The sequence below is a fragment of the Collinsella stercoris DSM 13279 genome, assembly GCF_020735465.1.
GTDB classification, from domain to species: Bacteria; Actinomycetota; Coriobacteriia; order Coriobacteriales; family Coriobacteriaceae; genus Collinsella; species Collinsella stercoris.
Genome location: NZ_CP085935.1, coordinates 587,402 through 603,036, shown reverse-complemented (window position 1 = coordinate 603,036; position 15,635 = coordinate 587,402). Strand labels below are relative to the sequence as shown.

General features: G+C 60.6%; 16 protein-coding genes. All 16 read right to left on the bottom strand.

What is annotated here, in order from left to right:
- Positions 1 to 45 precede the first annotated feature (45 nt).
- The 16 genes from LK434_RS02615 to LK434_RS02540 all read right to left on the bottom strand — a co-directional run bounded on the left by LK434_RS02615 (position 46) and on the right by LK434_RS02540 (position 15,631).
- A complete protein-coding gene (locus LK434_RS02615) occupies positions 46 to 1,041 on the bottom strand; it encodes a glycosyltransferase family 4 protein (RefSeq protein WP_187371218.1) in 996 nt (331 codons plus the stop codon).
- 104 nt (positions 1,042 to 1,145) lie between these two features.
- Entirely contained in the window at positions 1,146 to 2,129 is a 984-nt protein-coding gene (locus LK434_RS02610; protein WP_083784227.1) for a glycosyltransferase, read from the bottom strand.
- Between the two features lie 9 nt (positions 2,130 to 2,138).
- Complete coding sequence (locus LK434_RS02605; protein ID WP_040361307.1) at positions 2,139 to 3,221, bottom strand: EpsG family protein; 1,083 nt, start codon at positions 3,219 to 3,221, stop codon at positions 2,139 to 2,141.
- 2 nt (positions 3,222 to 3,223) lie between these two features.
- A complete protein-coding gene (locus LK434_RS02600) occupies positions 3,224 to 4,345 on the bottom strand; it encodes a glycosyltransferase family 4 protein (protein ID WP_148334604.1) in 1,122 nt (373 codons plus the stop codon).
- A 74-nt stretch (positions 4,346 to 4,419) separates the two neighbouring features.
- Complete coding sequence (locus tag LK434_RS02595; protein ID WP_227917815.1) at positions 4,420 to 5,880, bottom strand: sugar nucleotide-binding protein; 1,461 nt, start codon at positions 5,878 to 5,880, stop codon at positions 4,420 to 4,422.
- 13 nt (positions 5,881 to 5,893) lie between these two features.
- Positions 5,894 to 6,916, bottom strand: coding sequence for a dTDP-glucose 4,6-dehydratase (gene rfbB / locus LK434_RS02590; protein WP_006721400.1), 1,023 nt, complete (start codon positions 6,914 to 6,916; stop codon positions 5,894 to 5,896).
- A 10-nt stretch (positions 6,917 to 6,926) separates the two neighbouring features.
- Entirely contained in the window at positions 6,927 to 7,829 is a 903-nt protein-coding gene (gene rfbA / locus LK434_RS02585) for a glucose-1-phosphate thymidylyltransferase RfbA (protein WP_006721401.1), read from the bottom strand.
- Positions 7,830 to 7,832: 3 nt separating this feature from the next.
- Positions 7,833 to 8,735, bottom strand: coding sequence for a glycosyltransferase (locus LK434_RS02580; RefSeq protein ID WP_006721402.1), 903 nt, complete (start codon positions 8,733 to 8,735; stop codon positions 7,833 to 7,835).
- A gap of 1 nt (position 8,736) precedes the next feature.
- A complete protein-coding gene (locus LK434_RS02575; protein ID WP_227917814.1) occupies positions 8,737 to 9,573 on the bottom strand; it encodes a sugar transferase in 837 nt (278 codons plus the stop codon).
- Positions 9,574 to 9,641: 68 nt separating this feature from the next.
- Positions 9,642 to 10,226: an antiterminator LoaP gene (gene loaP / locus LK434_RS02570; RefSeq protein WP_187371220.1), complete on the bottom strand. Its 585-nt coding sequence runs from the start codon at positions 10,224 to 10,226 to the stop codon at positions 9,642 to 9,644.
- A gap of 251 nt (positions 10,227 to 10,477) precedes the next feature.
- Positions 10,478 to 11,134 carry a tyrosine-protein phosphatase gene (locus LK434_RS02565; protein WP_006721404.1) on the bottom strand — a complete coding sequence of 219 codons (657 nt, stop codon included), beginning with the start codon at positions 11,132 to 11,134 and terminating at the stop codon, positions 10,478 to 10,480.
- A gap of 33 nt (positions 11,135 to 11,167) precedes the next feature.
- The gene (locus LK434_RS02560; RefSeq protein ID WP_006721405.1) at positions 11,168 to 12,061 is read right to left on the bottom strand and encodes a CpsD/CapB family tyrosine-protein kinase; all 894 of its coding nucleotides are present in this window, start codon (positions 12,059 to 12,061) and stop codon (positions 11,168 to 11,170) included.
- A gap of 1 nt (position 12,062) precedes the next feature.
- Positions 12,063 to 12,719 (bottom strand): YveK family protein, encoded by a 657-nt coding sequence (locus tag LK434_RS02555; protein WP_006721406.1) that lies wholly within the window; start codon positions 12,717 to 12,719, stop codon positions 12,063 to 12,065.
- Between the two features lie 125 nt (positions 12,720 to 12,844).
- On the bottom strand, positions 12,845 to 13,612 hold the full coding sequence (recO, locus tag LK434_RS02550; protein WP_006721407.1) for a DNA repair protein RecO: 768 nt from the start codon (positions 13,610 to 13,612) through the stop codon (positions 12,845 to 12,847).
- Positions 13,613 to 13,860: 248 nt separating this feature from the next.
- Complete coding sequence (gene era / locus LK434_RS02545) at positions 13,861 to 14,877, bottom strand: GTPase Era (RefSeq protein ID WP_006721409.1); 1,017 nt, start codon at positions 14,875 to 14,877, stop codon at positions 13,861 to 13,863.
- Between the two features lie 364 nt (positions 14,878 to 15,241).
- On the bottom strand, positions 15,242 to 15,631 hold the full coding sequence (locus LK434_RS02540; RefSeq protein ID WP_006721410.1) for a diacylglycerol kinase family protein: 390 nt from the start codon (positions 15,629 to 15,631) through the stop codon (positions 15,242 to 15,244).
- Positions 15,632 to 15,635 lie beyond the last annotated feature (4 nt).

Genomic DNA, 15,635 nt, shown 5'->3' with positions numbered 1-15,635 from the left:
CCTTTCGGACGTGGATAGTAACGATTCAATGTGTCAATATAGTATTTAACGAATCGTAAACTCCTGTTCTATTGAAGCAAATGCCCGTCTCATCGAGCACTCCTTCCGCGCCCGCGCGCCACCCAAGTCGGCAATCCGTCTCGCCTCTGCGGAATCGACTAGCAGTCTCACCAAATTAGCCGCGAGCGCCTCAGGATCATGCACGGGCGAGAGCAGCGCACAGTCCTTGTCTGCATACTCGTGAACACCCTGAAAGTCCGTCGAAACGAGCGCGCAACCGCAGAACATCGCCTCAGGACACGTGAGCGCGAAGCCCTCGTTGATAGTCGCACACAGAAAGACCGAGCTCCTCGAGTAAATGTGCCTCAATTGCTCCTGGCTTGCGTTGCGGGTATATAAACACCATTCGGGAAGCACCTCAGGTCTCTTGGGTCCCCCGAACACGTTAGCAACGAGGTCAGGTACCTGCCTGCGGGCAATCTCAAGTGCAGAGAAGGCATCCAGAAACCCCTTGTGCTCACCTGGATGATAGAGCAGGGCTACCTCGTGATCGTGCCGCTCCTCCCCACTCGGATAAAAGACGCCCTCATCGATGGGATTCTTCACCTTAACAGGCTCGATGCCAGTGGTGCGCTCGACTAAGTCCGCCAGCCAGTCACTCACGACGATATTCGACATACCGAGGCGATACGTCTCCTCGACCTCCTCAGACGGGGTGCCCCAAGTCTCATAGCCCTGAATAAAATAGTGCTTTATACCTTTGTCAGAAGAAAGCGCCGCAACAGGCCGTGCTGAACCCACCCAGGTCGCTACCACGTGGTCGGAGTCGGGCATTGTCGTATCATCGATACCGAAAACGCACAGTTTTTCAACCCTAGAGTCGAGAACGAACCAGTTCGGACGTCGTCTCACAAGCGCCCTCGCCCCCATCCTGCGAACGAAAGAGGGCAGGGGAAACTGCTTGAGCATGTTTTGGCAATCGAAGCATACTGCCACATCGAAGCCCTTTTCCACTAGATGGTTAGCGTAGATGAATACCATCTTCGCCCCACCCGTTGCGGTCCTAGCAATGCCGGGGAGAACAAAGGTAACTTTGGTTGCGGACATAATGGAGCAACAACCCTTTCAAATAAGAAGAGAACGAGTTAAACCTTGAGACCTTTAAGCCATGCAAAGGAGAGGTCGAGGACAAGACCCCGGTTAGATTTGTAGAATCGTCTGCGTTTCAGGCATTCAATTGCCGCCATGAGAGATCCAGTACAGAGCAGATTTTTACGGGCATCAAGCCAGTTACGACAATCTACCAAGAGCTTCTCTGCCTCCGCTCCGCACCGAAAATCGTCGGCTGCAAAACGCTCCGCATGCTCAATGAAATCGATATAGTAATCGACATCGGCAATACGGTCCTGCCGCGTCTGCTTCCTTCGATCCGACGCATTTCCTTCATGGCGCCTAAATTTGATGAGGCGCTCATTAATAACTCCAGCACCGCCTTCTAGAACCGCGAACCTCCACAGTACAGCGTCATGCGGATAGCCCTCTTCCCAATATGGAAGAATTCGTTTGACAAAGCTCGTACGCACGCAGTAAGAGCATCCCGGATGGCGAATGTACATGAAATTAGGAGAGAAGTCCTCACGCTCAAATAGCTCTTGACCAGGCTCGGCCTCAAAAGACCCTGCATCCGTCATCTGGGAGCCCACCTCATAAATAGGCTCGACTGAGCACGCAAGTACATCGAGGTCGGGGTGAGCTTCCATGATCTCAACCATGCTTTCGATCTTGCTCGGATTCCAGATATCATCCTGGTCACAGGGGAAGATATAAGTCGCCTCACAATGCGAAATCAGCCTCATGAAATTTGCTTTCCAACCTATGTTCTTGTCATTAACTGAAAATTCAAAAGAAACAGGCGAGTCGTGATGTTCAGCAATATAATCACGGACGATTTTCGGCGTTTCATCGGTCGAGCAATCATCGCTTATAACAATCGAATCAGGCAACTTTCTTTGAGAAAGCAAAGAATCCAATTGTTTGCGGACGTAACGCGACCCGTTATACGTTGAAAGGACGACAGCGACACTTTTTGCATGCGCAGTAGTTCCTCTAGATGACAAATCAAAGTCCATATATATCGTCTAACTCCAAAGGAAATTATTGGTCAACTCGGTGACAAGCACGGGGTCAATGACACCCTTGTAAAGAATGATCTGCGTAAAAACGAGCCACGCTAAAAACAAAATGCCAATGGCCTTTATCTCAGTACGAGAAAAGCCAATCGAAAAGTCCGACCCATCGAAAACAAAAGAAGAAAGAAATATCAAGATGAGCAGGTTGCCACTTCGAATCGGGCGATAAAAGTTCTGAACAGAAAGAGGAAGCATCGCCAAAAGCGGCAGAAACGCATACTTAGCGCTCTCAAAGTAACGTCGAAAACGTAATGGCGCTCTATCGAACCTAGATAACTCCGTACAATGCCGTCGAGACGATGAAAAATAAGAGAGCGCAACGCCGCCAACACCGGAAACAAAATAAGGAATCCATCCAAATCTGCCAAGCTCAGTCATATATGCAGCCTGTTTAACAGAGTCGAGAAGGAACGTAGATATATGCTGAGCCAGTCCACTGTAGACAGCAATCAGAACGAAAGCAGCAGCTATTAATGAAACCCGAAAGGCATTCCGCTCACTGAGAAGACCAATAACAAAGACAATGAAAAGAAAAGATGCCGGATGAATAAGCGCCGCAATATAAAGACCGATACCGTATTTCAATCCAAAGAATTTCGGCCTATCGATAAGAAATCGTAAAGAATAAATAGCGATAGACGCCGCCAAAAAAAACTTAAATTGGACTACGTCATACATAAAAGGCAGAAGTGCATAAAGCGCTAAAACAATATTTGGACACGTAGAGTAGCGCCTGATAAATAGGACAATCAATCCAAGACCGACAGCCGAAAACAACGCCCTGAATTGCATGAAATCAAGACCAAGGAACCAAGCAATCTGTTCAGCGGCAAGATACCCTGCATTAATCCCTGACGCATCAAGCAATTTAAAGTCGTATAAGTATTTATATAGAGTATAGTCAGCATTGGCAGTATTAAGGCCCATCAAAATCCACAAGGAAGCGAACGCTATAGCGGTGACTACACGCGACTGCCTTTTCATAAAGCAGAGAAGAGCCGTGGCAACGACGAGAGTAATACCAGGAAGCACGATTAATTCACCCTCTTGTACAGATTTATCAAATTTCGCAAATACTCCTCATCATCAATTCTGATTGGAACTGGCGAAAGCTGCCTATCAAGCATCTCCTGCATTGCCCGCTCAAGATCTTCAACGTCGCCCGTCTTGAACAACAGGCCGTTAACACCCTCTTCAACATAATCGCGAGCAGCGCAACGATCAGGCACAATGCATGGCACGCCTTGCTCAAGCATCTGAAGAGGCGTGAGCAAGGCCGTTTCGTGCAATCGCGACGGCTGCACCATCGCGATTGCGCGATTTATCCCGTGCAATCGCATTTGTTCGGGCTTGACCCATCCCGTAAACTCAATTTGGGGGTATCGCGCTTGAAGCTCGGCCAGCATCTCGCCGTCGCCGATAACAATACCCTTTGCTCCTATAGCCGTAACTGCCTCACAGAAAAGATCTGCGCCCTTCTCCGGGCTTACCCGTCCGATGAAAAGGAAAGCGTCGTGCTCATGCCTATCATCGCCGCGTTTCAAGTGGTCGATTGGGTTGCGCAGGACCTCATAGGGATACTCGCTGTTCAGGAATGGAACAAGAATGTCGCGAGAATATTCAGACACGAACGCGTAGTGGAGCTTGGGGTTGTTGCGAACCCAGCGGTCCTGTCGGGCTTGACGCGCCACGCGCCAGAGCTTCTGAGCATAGGAGCGTTTGTCGCAGTTGAGGCAGATGCAAGAACCCGACATGGGCTTCCGCTCGCAAATCCTTTTCTCGTTGTAATCGTAGAATCCGCCGTTGGGGCAAACAGAGAAGTAATCATGCACGGTCAGTAGGATCGGGTTACCGTTCTCGGTCGCCGCAGCGAACACTGCGCTGCTCAGAACCTTGGTCCACGTGTGTACATGGACGATGGCATCCTTCAAGTCACCGCGCTTAAGAAGCCCGAGAAAGGACTCGTAAGCGTGCGAATTCCAAATCCCGTTGCGGATCGCATCGAGCCGCGAGGGGTTGCTGTTGATGGACGGCATATCCAGGCAGACCGTTTCGACATCGGATAATGCCAAATCTTCGCAAACAGGCCCCTCCCCGCAGAAGAAGACAACCTTGCGTCCCTCGGAGGCAAGGAGAAGAGCCGTCTTCACTGCCACGGCGACAGCACCGCCTTCGATATAACCGAAGTCGCTAACGATAACGATTGGATTATTATGATTTCTGATACCCACTAAACCATCAGCGCCCCAATATAACCAGCAAGTTCTTCCTCCCAGTCGGGCATGCGGAAGCCGACCGTCTCGAGCCTGGAAAGGTCGAGAGCGGAGTGGACCGGGCGCGGGGCGATGGGGCCGGCGGCGCTGGCGTAGTAGTCGGCGGTACTCGCCGGCACAACCCTGTCCCCGTTGCCGTTGGCGGCCTCGAAGACGGCGCGGGCGATGTCCGCCCAGGACTTCACGGCGCCGGAGCCGGAGCAGTTATAGGTGCCGTAGGAGGCGTGCGTGCCCAGCAAGTGGAAGATGGCCTGGGCCATATCGCGCGTGAAGGTCAGACGGCCCAGCTGGTCGTCCACGACGGTGATCTTGTCCAGCTTGTCCTCCGAGTCGGCGACGCGGTCGGACAGGCTCTTCATAGTCTTCACGAAGTTGCAGCCCTCGCCGATCACCCAGGAGCTGCGCATGATGTAGTGGCGCGGGCACCCGGCCACGGCGAGGTCCCCGGCGGCCTTGGACTGTCCGTAGACGGACAGCGGGCTCAAAGGTTCGTCCTCGGTATGCACCTCGGCGATGCCGTCGAAGACGTAGTCGGAGGAGACGTGGACCAGGGTGATGCCGTGCTCGGCGCAGGTGCGGGCGAGGAGCGCCGGCCCGGTCGCGTTGGCGGCCCAGCACGCCGCGCGGCCCTCGGGCGTCTCGGCGCGGTCCACGGCGGTGTAGGCGCCGCAGTTGATGACCGCGCCGTAGAGGGACCAGTCGTATTTTGAGTAGGCGTCCGGGTCGGACATGTCGAAGGTGTCGATGTCGCAGAAGTCGAAGTCCTTCGCCACGCCGCGCTCCTCCGCCAGCGCGCGGACCGCATGGCCCAGCTGGCCGTTGCAGCCGGTGACGAGCGTCCTCTTGGGCGCCATGGGGACGACGTCCTTGAGCATCGGGTGGTTGAGGTCGGCATCGGAGACGGTGGCCTCGTCGAGCGGGATGGGCCACTCGATGGCGAGCTCCGGGTCGGCGAGGTTCACGAAGGTGTAGGTCCTCTTGAGCTCGAGCGACCAGTGGGCGTCCACCAGGTAGGTGTAGGCGGTGCCGTCCTCCAGGGCCTGGAAGGAGTTGCCCACGCCGCGCGGGACGTAGATGGCCTTGCTGGGATCCAGAACGGTCGTGAACACCTTGCCGAAGGTCTCGCTTCCCTCGCGCAGGTCCACCCAGGCGCCGAAGACCGAGCCGCGGGCCACGGAGATGAACTTGTCCCAGGGCTCCGCGTGGATGCCGCGGGTGACGCCGCGGCTGTCGTTGTAGGAGATGTTGTTCTGGACGACCCTGAGGTCCGGGATGCCCAGGGCGGTCATCTTGGCGCGCTGCCAGTTCTCCTTGAACCAGCCGCGCGAGTCGCCGTGGACGGCGAGGTCGACGACCTTCAGGCCCCCGATGCCGGTCTCGGCGACGGAGAGGTCCTTCTCGAATTCCATGCCGGCCATGCCTCTCCCCTTCCTACTGGCCCTGGGCGCGGTAGCGCGCCTCGGTCGCTTCCTTGGCGGGGCGCCACCAGGACTCGTTGGCGCGGTACCAGGCTATGGTCTCCGCGAGGCCCGCGGCGAAATCGATGCGTTGGGGCTCCCAGCCGAGCTCGCGGCGGAGCTTCGTCGAGTCGATGGCGTAGCGGCGGTCGTGGCCGGGGCGGTCTCGCACCCAGTCGAAGTCGTCGGCGTCGCGGCCGAAGGCCTTGAGGATCTCGCGGAGCACCGTGATGTTGTCGCGCTCGCCGTCGGCGCCGATCAAGTAGGTCTCCCCTATGCGGCCGCGGGTGAGGATCGCCCACACGGCCGAGCTGTGGTCCTCAGTGTGGATCCAGTCGCGGACGTTCTTGCCGTCGCCGTAGAGCTTCGGCCTCACGCCGTCTATCAGGTTGGTTATCTGGCGCGGGATGAACTTCTCCACGTGCTGGTAGGGCCCGTAGTTGTTGGAGCAGTTGGAGATGGTCGCGCGCAGGCCGAACGTCCTCACCCAGGCGCGCACGAGCATGTCGGATGCGGCCTTGGTGGAGCTGTACGGCGAGCTGGGCCTGTACGGGGTCTCCTCGGTGAAGCGGGCGGGGTCGTCGAGCGCCAAGTCGCCGTAGACCTCGTCGGTGGAGACGTGGTGGTAGCGGACATCGTGTTTGCGGCACGCCTCGATCAGGGTGTAGGTGCCGCGCACGTTGGTCTTGAGGAAGGGCGAGGGGTCGGCGATGGAGTTGTCGTTGTGGGACTCCGCGGCGTAGTGGACCACGGCGTCGGCCTCCGACACGAGCCGGTCCACGAGCTCGGCGTCGCAGATGTCGCCGACCACCAGCTCCACGCGGTCGGCGGGCAGGCACGCGATGTTCTCCGGGTTGCCTGCGTAGGTGAGCTTGTCCAGCACGGTCACGTGGACGCCGGGGCGCTCGCGCACCACGTGGTGGACGAAGTTGCTGCCGATGAAGCCGCAGCCGCCGGTGACGACGATGGACTTCGGCTCGAAGGTCTCGGTGGTCATGGTCTCTCCTCTAGTACTCGGTTGCCTGGTTGACGAACTCGCCGGCGGCGACGCGCTTGAGGTGCCGGCCGTACTCGGACTTCCCGTAGCGCTCGGCGCAGGCCGAGAGCGTCTCGCGGTCGATCCAGCCGTTCTCGTAGGCGATCTCCTCCAGCACGGACACGGGCATGTCCTGGGAGCGCTCCACGGCGCGGACGAACTCGCCGGCCTCGTGGAGGGACTCCATGGTGCCGGTGTCGAGCCAGGCGTACCCGCGGCCCAGCGTCACCACGGAGAGCAGCCCGTCGGCCAGGTACATCCGGTTGAGGTCGGTGATCTCGAGCTCGCCGCGCGCGGAGGGCTCCACGAGCGCGGCGCGCTCGGCGACGTCGCCCGGGTAGAAGTACAGGCCGGTGACGGCGTAGGAGCTCTTGGGGTGCTCGGGCTTCTCCTCGATGGACACGGCGTTGAAGTCCGCGTCGAACTCCACGACGCCGAAGCGCTCGGGGTCGTCGACGTGGTAGCCGAACACGGTGGCCAGGCCGCGGGTCTCCGCGTTCTCGACCGCGCGGCGGAGGTGGCGCCCCAAGCCGTTGCCGTAGAAGATGTTGTCGCCGAGGACGAGCGCGCAGGGCTCGCCGGCGGCGAACTCCTCGCCGATCACGAACGCCTGCGCCAGGCCGTCGGGGCTGGGCTGCACGGCGTAGGAAAGGTTCACGCCGTAGTCCGAGCCATCGCGCAGCAGGCGCTCGAAGTTCGGCAGGTCGGCCGGGGTGGAGATGATCAAGATATCGCGGATGCCGGCCATCATGAGGACGGACAGCGGGTAGTAGATCATCGGCTTGTCGTAGACCGGCAGCAGCTGCTTGGACGTGACGGTGGTGAGCGGGTAGAGGCGCGTACCGCTGCCGCCCGCGAGGATGATGCCCTTCATAGACTAAGCTCTCTCCATTTCTTTCTTTGCAATTGATCTTCCGCGTCGGTTGCCGAGCAGGCGCGCCGAGCAATCGATGAAAAATGAGATGAGTTGCCCGACGCGACCCTCCAAAAGGAGTCGGGAGGTAACCGACATGACGAGGCGCGCTCCCTCCCCCGTCTCAGAAATCCCATCGAGCAGCTCCTTCTGTGTCTCAAGAAAGTAGCCGACCTCCAGATTCCTTCTGTACTGCTGCGAGGGGGTGAGGTTGTGCGAATGGAGGACCGCCGCATCGGCGGCGTAAGCGATGGACCAGCCCTTGCCGATTGCCCTGATCGCAAGATACATGTCCTCGCTCGTGTTGCAGCGCTCCGGGAATCCTCCGAGGTCCTCATATGCGGACCTTCTGTATGCACAGCACACGTCACTCGTGAAATAGGTTTTAATCCCGCATCTCTCGAGATCCTTAGAAGACCTCACGTACGATTCCCGTGGATAGTTGAACTCGCGAACCAACTGCTCGTATCGGACGGCGTCCGCCTTGGGAATCTGTCTACCAGTGGAGATCGCGACGCGCTCGTCAGAGAAGGGCGACACCAGGCACTCGATGAACGTCTCATCAAGCGGAACGGCGTCCTGAGTGAGAAGCAGGATAAACTCGCCAGAGGTGCGGTCCGCTGCCATGCGGCGCGTGCCGCCATGGTTGAAATCGCCGCGTTCAATCTCGAGAAGGCGAACGCAGGAGTCACCACCAGAAGAGGCAACCTCCTCAACTTCCTCGACGGTACGGTCCTCCGAGTCGGAATCGATGACGAATATCTCCGTTGGGGGGAGCGTCTGGGAGAGCAGCCTATTGAGAAGAGCCCCTATCTCCCTCTCGGCATTCAGGGTGGGGATGATCACGCTGACGGTAGGGGCCGCCATCCTACGCCGTCCCCTTCCCGGTGAAGACGACCGCGATCGTCTGGAGAATGATCTTGAGGTCCATGGCGACCGACCGGCGCGCGATGTAGCCGAGGTCGAGCCGCACCATGTCGTCGAAGTCCACGTCGGAGCGGCCGCCCACCTGCCAGGGGCCGGTGAGGCCGGGCTTCACCGCCAGGCGCTGCATGGCCCACTCGTCGTACTGCTCCACCTCGCGCGGCAGCGGAGGGCGCGGGCCCACCACGGACATATCGCCCAGAAGCACGTTCACGAACTGCGGGAACTCGTCGATGGAGTGCCTGCGGATGAAGCGGCCGATGCGCGTGACGCGCGGGTCGTCCCTCATCTTGAACATGGGCCCCTCCACCTCGTTCTCGGCCAGCAGGGCGTCCTTCATCTTGTCCGCGTCCTTCACCATGCTCCGGAACTTCCACATGGTGAACTCGCGCGGGCGGCCGTCCGCGCCCATGCGGCCCACGCGCCTCTGGCCGTAGAGCGGGCAGCCGGGGCTGTCGATCGCGATGGCGGCGCACAGGATCGCGCCGGGCACGAGCCCGACGGCGATGACCGCGGCGGAGAAGGCTATGTCGAAGGCGCGCTTCGCGACGCGGTAGCCCAGGCGCTCGCGGTCGTAGGCCTCGGCGCTGCGCATGAGCGAGAGCCTGCGCACCGAGCGCTCCCCGTCCTCGGCGGCGCTGCGCGTGCCGGCCACGGGCGTGTGGACGGGGGCGGCCACCACGCCGTCCTCGCGGCCTGCGGCCATGCCGTCCTCGGGAACCGCACTCACACCTTCGCTGAAACGCGCGCCCGCGTCCACGACCATCGCGTCGCTATTCAATTCTTCCTGAGAAGTGGGTTCACCTAGTGGTTGCACGGGGAGCTGCCCCCCCCGCTACGTGTTTACCATCAACTCCTGCTGCGGCTTGTTCCCGCTGCGGGTAAGTCTTTTGCTCGACTGACAATTCCCAGTCCCACCTTTGTCGTGACCCTACGTCCACATATCTCGAGCTCCACGTAGGCGATGCTGCGATGTCGGTTGACGCTCTTGATACACGCCTCGCGACCCAAGAGCGGACCGGACACCACGACCACGTGGTCGCCCTCCATGACGCCCATCGACATGGGCACGCACCGCTCGCCTTTACGGGTAAAGGCGTCTATCCAGGCGCGCTCGCCATCTGCCAGGGGAACGAACGACTCTCCCATATTGAGCACGCGGGTGTATTCGGGTACCTCGCGCAACAACCGCTTGACGCGACCGATCTGTTCGGTGGCCACAATCACGTATCCGGGCAAAAGGGTTTTCTCAACGTCCAGCCACTCCCCTCCCCGCTTGATCTGCGTGGAGTACAGAGGGCTAAAGCATTCGCGCACGACGCCCTCGGGCGCGATGCGCTCTATCACCTTGCACAGAGCTGACTCCCTGCCCGTCGGCACGTTCACCACATACCAGGGCACCTCTTGAGATGCGCAAGCTACGTTGCTCTTCATAGGGCAACCTCCCGCCCGCACGGCAAGCATCCTGCGGGAGCTCACATCGCATAGATAGAGCTTCGCCATAGGCTGCAAACCATACGGAATCGTCGTATTCGCTCTCCTGAACCGCCGGGCTCTGCACGTGGCACGATCCCCTTTGGAGCAAGATATGTATGTCAGAAAACCGAACGAGTCGGCCTTCTGCCGTGCCGCCACTCAAACGCGCCGTTCAAGTATCGGCAAGGCAAAGGGCCCACCTGCGGTGGCTACACCCTCATGTGCGCTCCCCTCCGCGGGAACTTGGCGACGGCCTTCGCAAGATACGCGTAATGTTCGGGCTTATGCGCATCGCTGGCAATGTAGCGGTAGAGGTTCTTCTCGAACATGCGCTTGGCGGGCTTCTTCTCCTTGCCAAAACGGCCGCCGCCCAAAAAGTCCGCGCTCGCCTGCAAAATGCAGCCCTGGCGCAGCAGTCGCTCCGCGATCTCGATGTTGTTCTGGATGACGCGATAGCGCTCGGGATGCGCGATAATCACCGTGAGCCCCATGCCCTGGAGCTCAAAAATCGTGCGCTCGTAATCCTGGAAGTCGCGTTCGGTGCAATTGGGCTCAAGCTCGAGCAGGAACTCATTGCTGCCATCGAAGCACAGATGAGGTGCCCACTGCTCAATCCCTAGCTCGAGAAGCTTGGGATGGGCAACCTCGAACCCCATCTGGAGCGGAAACCCGCCGGCGTGTGCCTGCAGCTCATGGAAGGCGTTCCACATGCGATTGAAGTCGAAATACGGGTCGCGGCAATGCGGGGTGCACACGATACTGGTCACGCCAGCCGCCTTGGCGGCCTCGAGCATCTCGAGACTCGCGGAAAGATCGCGCGCGCCGTCGTCCACGCCGGGAAGAATGTGGCAATGAATGTCTCTCATGTGCACCTCCTTGCTACAACGATTCGTTACCTGTTACTGCTTGTTGGACGAACGCGACATGCTCGCGATGAACTGGGCGGTCGTGTCGGGTGCGATCTTGGCGCCCGATGCCGAGGGAATCGGCTTGAGATTCGACGCAGGGGCAGGTGCGGGCGCAGAGGCCTGGGCACGGCGGCCAGCGCGAGAAGACGGCGCGGCGGCTGCCGGAACAGGCGTGGAGGCAGGGGCGGCCGGTGCGGCGGGAGCATCGGCGTCGGAGCTGTTGCCACGAGTGTAATACTCGGTGTAGTACTCGTTCTTCTCGCTCTCGCACAGGTTCATAACGGCGCCGATGATGTTCGCATCGGCCTTCTTGAGCTGCTCGTGCGACTTGGCGAGCTCATCGCGGCGCACCACGTTTTGACCCACCACAAGCAGCACGCCGTCCACGACCGTGGACAGGACGGCCGCGTCGATGAACGCGCTCAGCGGCGGCGTGTCGAAGATCACGTAGTCGAAGTTGCCGAGCGCCTGCTCAACAAAGCGACGGAAGCGCTTGGAGTTGAGGAGCACATCGGGGTTGGGGATATGCGGCTCGGAGTCGAGGAAGTACATGCCGCGCGTGAGGGTCGAGACCACGGCGTCGCCGATCTCGGTCTGACCGCACAGCACCGAGTAGATGCCCGTGCGCGCGTGCAGGCCGAGCGCGTTGGCGAGGGAGCGACGGCGCATGTCGCACTCGACGAGCAGCACGGTCTTGCCGCTGGAGGCCATGGCCTGGGCGAGCTGGATGGCGATGGTCGTCTTGCCCTCGTTGGGGACGGAGGAGGTGACGGCGATGGAGCGAATGGGATCATCAACGGAGGCGAAGCGGATGTTCGCCGCGAGCGTCTTGATCGCGTTCTGCATATGGATCTGGTCGATACCGGCCTTTGCCTTCTTTGCCATGTTAGTTACCACTCTTCACTAGGGGGATACGGCCGATAACCGGAACGTCGATGAGCTCCTCGACGTCCTCGGCGGAGCGAATGCGGGTGTTCATCATGTCGCTCACCACAACGATGGCGACAGCCAGGAACAGACCGCCCATGGCGGCAACGGCGATGTAGAGCATGCGGGACGGGCCGCTGGGGGACGTAGGCGCCACGGCGGGGTCGACGATGTTCACGGCGTCGACGCCCATGACCTCGCTGGACACCTCCGCGGTGTTCTCGGCCATGGCGTTGGCGATGGCAGCCGCCTTCTCAGGATCGGTGCCACTTACGCTGACCTCGATGATGCGAGACGTCGTGGTGCTCTCGACCGAAATGTCGTAGTCGGAAAGATCCTTGAGGCCGAGCTCCTCCTTAACCTGCTTCTGGACACGGCTCGATTTAAGAAGCGAGGTGACATCGTTGGCGACAAGCTGCGAAGCAGAAAGATCCGTGGAGAGATTGGAACTCGAATCGCTTTGCCCGGTCAGCACGTACAGGCTCGTGGTGGCCAGATACGTGTTCGGCATGCCCAGAAATGCGTACGCACCCACCACGACCGCGCATGCAACAGGCAGAAAGATCATGAGCCTGAGCTGCTTTTTCATCAGATTAATTAGCTCGAGTAAGGTCATTCGGCACTAATCCTTTACGCTCTCGACGACTCCAAAGTGAAGTGCTGACAATAATCCAACACATTATGATAGCAAAACTATGGCTCATCATACCAAAGCCATGAAGAGCACCCCCCCCCCATGACTTATCGCCCCAACAGAAACTCCAACGCGCGCAGGCGGCACTCCAGGTGCGTCGCAGCCCACAGGTGCGCCAGGCCCAGCACGTGCGCCGCGGTATGGGAATCAATGGGAGCGATGGCGAGCTCGGAAAAGCGCATCGAAACAAGTCCCTCGAGCCAACGGACCATATTGGCGTCGACCGGCTCGCAACCCGGCACGCCCGAGGCGCAACTGGCGCACAGCAGGCCGCCCGCCTGGGCGGAGAAATACCCCGGGGACGGGTCTCCGCACGCGACGCAGGCGGAATAGTCGGGCCGATACCCCACGTGGCTCAGCAGCTTGAATATGTACGCCGCGACCAGTAGGTCAAGATGCGCGGGGCCCTCGACGGGCGTATCCGCCCCAGCCGCCGCGAGATGCGCGAGAACGGCCCGCGTGATGGCGTACACAAAGGGATCCTCGGCGTCCTCGTAGGTGCATGTTTCCGCAACTTCGGCCACGGCGCTGGCCGCAGTCAGCAGCTCATAGCTCGGCTGCGCACCCAGCGGGGAGGCTATGAGATCCGCCTGCGAGACGATATCCAGGTTCCGTCCATGAGCAAAAAGCACGTCGACTTCGCAGCAGAGCTCGCAGCGCGCCGCCAAGCGGCTGCCCGGCTTGCGCGCCCCCTTGGCAACGGCGCGGATCTGCCGCCCCGACTCCCCCACCAGCGTGAGAATGAGGTCCGTCTCCTTGAGCTTGGTCTTATCGAGCACGATGGCCTTCGTGCGAAACGTGCGGCTACCTGCCATGGCGAACCGCTATCGAACAAGAGCCCTTTGATGAGCTCGTCATCACCGCAGGACGGCGTATATCGTCGAATGCGAGTTCCGCACGAGCCGAAGGCGAGCATACCTGCGAATCGGCGCTCCCCCTCGCAGCGTCTCGCCATATACGTCGAATGCGAGTTCCGCACGAGCCGAAGGCCCCGGTGGGGCCTTCGAGCGAGCAGGATTGTCCGAGCAGGCGACGTATATGGCGAGACGCCCAGAAGGAGCTGCTATTCGTCATCGGCCGCATAGCCAAAACGACGAATCTCGCGCGCGTCCTCGCGCCAATGAGGCTTCACCTTGACGTCGAGCCCCAAGAACACGCGACAACCGAACATGCGCTCAAGGTCGCGGCGCGCCTCGATGCCGATGCGCTTGATCATCTCGCCGCCCTTGCCCACGAGGATGCCCTTCTGCCCCTCGCGCTCGACGTACACCGTGGCGTGCAGGCGCAGCAGATCGCGCTTGGGGCGCTCGAACTCATCGCAGATCACGCCGACGGCATGGGGGATCTCCTCGCGCGTGCGCAGCAGGACCTTCTCGCGCACGAACTCGGCGACCATGACCTCATCGGCCTCGTCGGTGCCCATGCCCTCGGGGAACCAACGCGGGCCCTCGGGCAAAAAGCCGGCCACCACGTCCACGAACGCCTCGACGTTGAAGCCCTCCGTGGAGGAGACCACGATCTCGTCATCGAAGTCCACCAAGGCGCGCGCCGCCTCGAGCTGCTTGAGCATCTGCTCGGGACCGGCCAGGTCCGCCTTGGTAAGGGCGAGCACCTTGGGTGCCTTGGCGGCAGCCACGCGCTCGGCGACCCAGGCGTCGCCGCGACCGATGGGGGCGCTCGCATCGATCACGAAGGCGATCACGTCCACGTCGGCGAGCTCGCCCAGAGCGCTCTTGTTGAGCTCGGAGCCCAGACCGTCCTTGGGCTTGTGGATGCCGGGCGTGTCCACGATCACGAGCTGGCAGCCCTCGCGGTTGACCACGGCGCGCAGACGGCGGCGCGTGGTCTGGGCCACCGGCGAAGTGATGGCCACCTTCTCACCGTAGCAGGCGTTCAGAAGCGTGGACTTGCCCGCGTTGGGACGGCCCACCAGGGCGACGAAGCCGGAGTGGAAGCCCTCGGGCACGTCCGTGCCGCAGGACATGGCGGGAAGGCCGGCGCCCTCGGCTAAGGAGCCCTCCTCGAGCATGGCGTCGAGCTCATCGTCGGACAGGTCGGCAAACGGGTCGAAATCGGTCATGGCTGCTCCTTTGAGGGCGATGGTGTGTAGGGATGCGGCCCGCTCTACGCGTAGAGGACAGGCTCGTTAGTGCAGGGGGAAACGGGTTCGCGCGGCGCGTGGAGATGGTCTCGTTTTGCGCAAAGAAGACGGGTTTGCACCGCACATCAAGGTTGTGCACGCGCATGGGAAGTAGGCTGGTTCTGAGCGCCGGGATCGACTCACGCATCAAGATCGCCGGGCGCGCCGGGATGCGCAAACGGCCCCGTCGGCCTTTCGCGCACCTGCCCCAGGGCACGCCCGGTCCCAGGGCGTGCCTAGTCCCAAGGCCCACCCGGTCCCAGGCCGCGCCTAGCGCCAAGTCACGCCCGGTCCGTGGGCGCGCCTAGTGCCAGGAGCCCACCAGGCCGAAGGCGTGGGCGAACACCAGGATGCCCACGATCGCGGCGGTGATGGACAGCACGTACACGCTGGCGGCGGCGATGTCCTTGGCGCGCTTGGCCAGCGGGTGCAGCTCCTGTGTGGCAAGGTCGACGATCGCCTCCATGGCGGTGTTGCACAGCTCGGCAAAAATCACGAGGCCGATGCAGATGGCGATGAGGGCCCAGCTGATCATCTCGAGCTGGGCGACCAGCCCCGCCACGACCGTGAGCACACCGGCCACGAGCATGAGCTTGATGTTGCGCTCCGTCTTGACGGCGGTCACAAAACCCTCGATGGCATAGCCGAACGACCTGATGAAGGACGGATGGTCCTTCTGCGAACCCGGAATCATGGCG

Excerpts from the sequence above, each read along its gene's own strand:
- LK434_RS02615 (WP_187371218.1), bottom strand. The coding sequence starts at position 1,041 with ATGGTATTCATCTACGCTAACCATCTAGTGGAAAAGGGCTTCGATGTG.
- LK434_RS02610 (WP_083784227.1), bottom strand. The coding sequence starts at position 2,129 with ATGGACTTTGATTTGTCATCTAGAGGAACTACTGCGCATGCAAAAAGT.
- LK434_RS02595 (WP_227917815.1), bottom strand. The coding sequence starts at position 5,880 with ATGGCCGGCATGGAATTCGAGAAGGACCTCTCCGTCGCCGAGACCGGC.
- rfbB (WP_006721400.1), bottom strand. The coding sequence starts at position 6,916 with ATGACCACCGAGACCTTCGAGCCGAAGTCCATCGTCGTCACCGGCGGC.
- rfbA (WP_006721401.1), bottom strand. The coding sequence starts at position 7,829 with ATGAAGGGCATCATCCTCGCGGGCGGCAGCGGTACGCGCCTCTACCCG.
- LK434_RS02580 (WP_006721402.1), bottom strand. The coding sequence starts at position 8,735 with ATGGCGGCCCCTACCGTCAGCGTGATCATCCCCACCCTGAATGCCGAG.
- loaP (WP_187371220.1), bottom strand. The coding sequence starts at position 10,226 with ATGAAGAGCAACGTAGCTTGCGCATCTCAAGAGGTGCCCTGGTATGTG.
- LK434_RS02565 (WP_006721404.1), bottom strand. The coding sequence starts at position 11,134 with ATGAGAGACATTCATTGCCACATTCTTCCCGGCGTGGACGACGGCGCG.
- LK434_RS02560 (WP_006721405.1), bottom strand. The coding sequence starts at position 12,061 with ATGGCAAAGAAGGCAAAGGCCGGTATCGACCAGATCCATATGCAGAAC.
- LK434_RS02555 (WP_006721406.1), bottom strand. The coding sequence starts at position 12,719 with ATGACCTTACTCGAGCTAATTAATCTGATGAAAAAGCAGCTCAGGCTC.
- recO (WP_006721407.1), bottom strand. The coding sequence starts at position 13,612 with ATGGCAGGTAGCCGCACGTTTCGCACGAAGGCCATCGTGCTCGATAAG.
- era (WP_006721409.1), bottom strand. The coding sequence starts at position 14,877 with ATGACCGATTTCGACCCGTTTGCCGACCTGTCCGACGATGAGCTCGAC.
- LK434_RS02540 (WP_006721410.1), bottom strand. The coding sequence starts at position 15,631 with ATGATTCCGGGTTCGCAGAAGGACCATCCGTCCTTCATCAGGTCGTTC.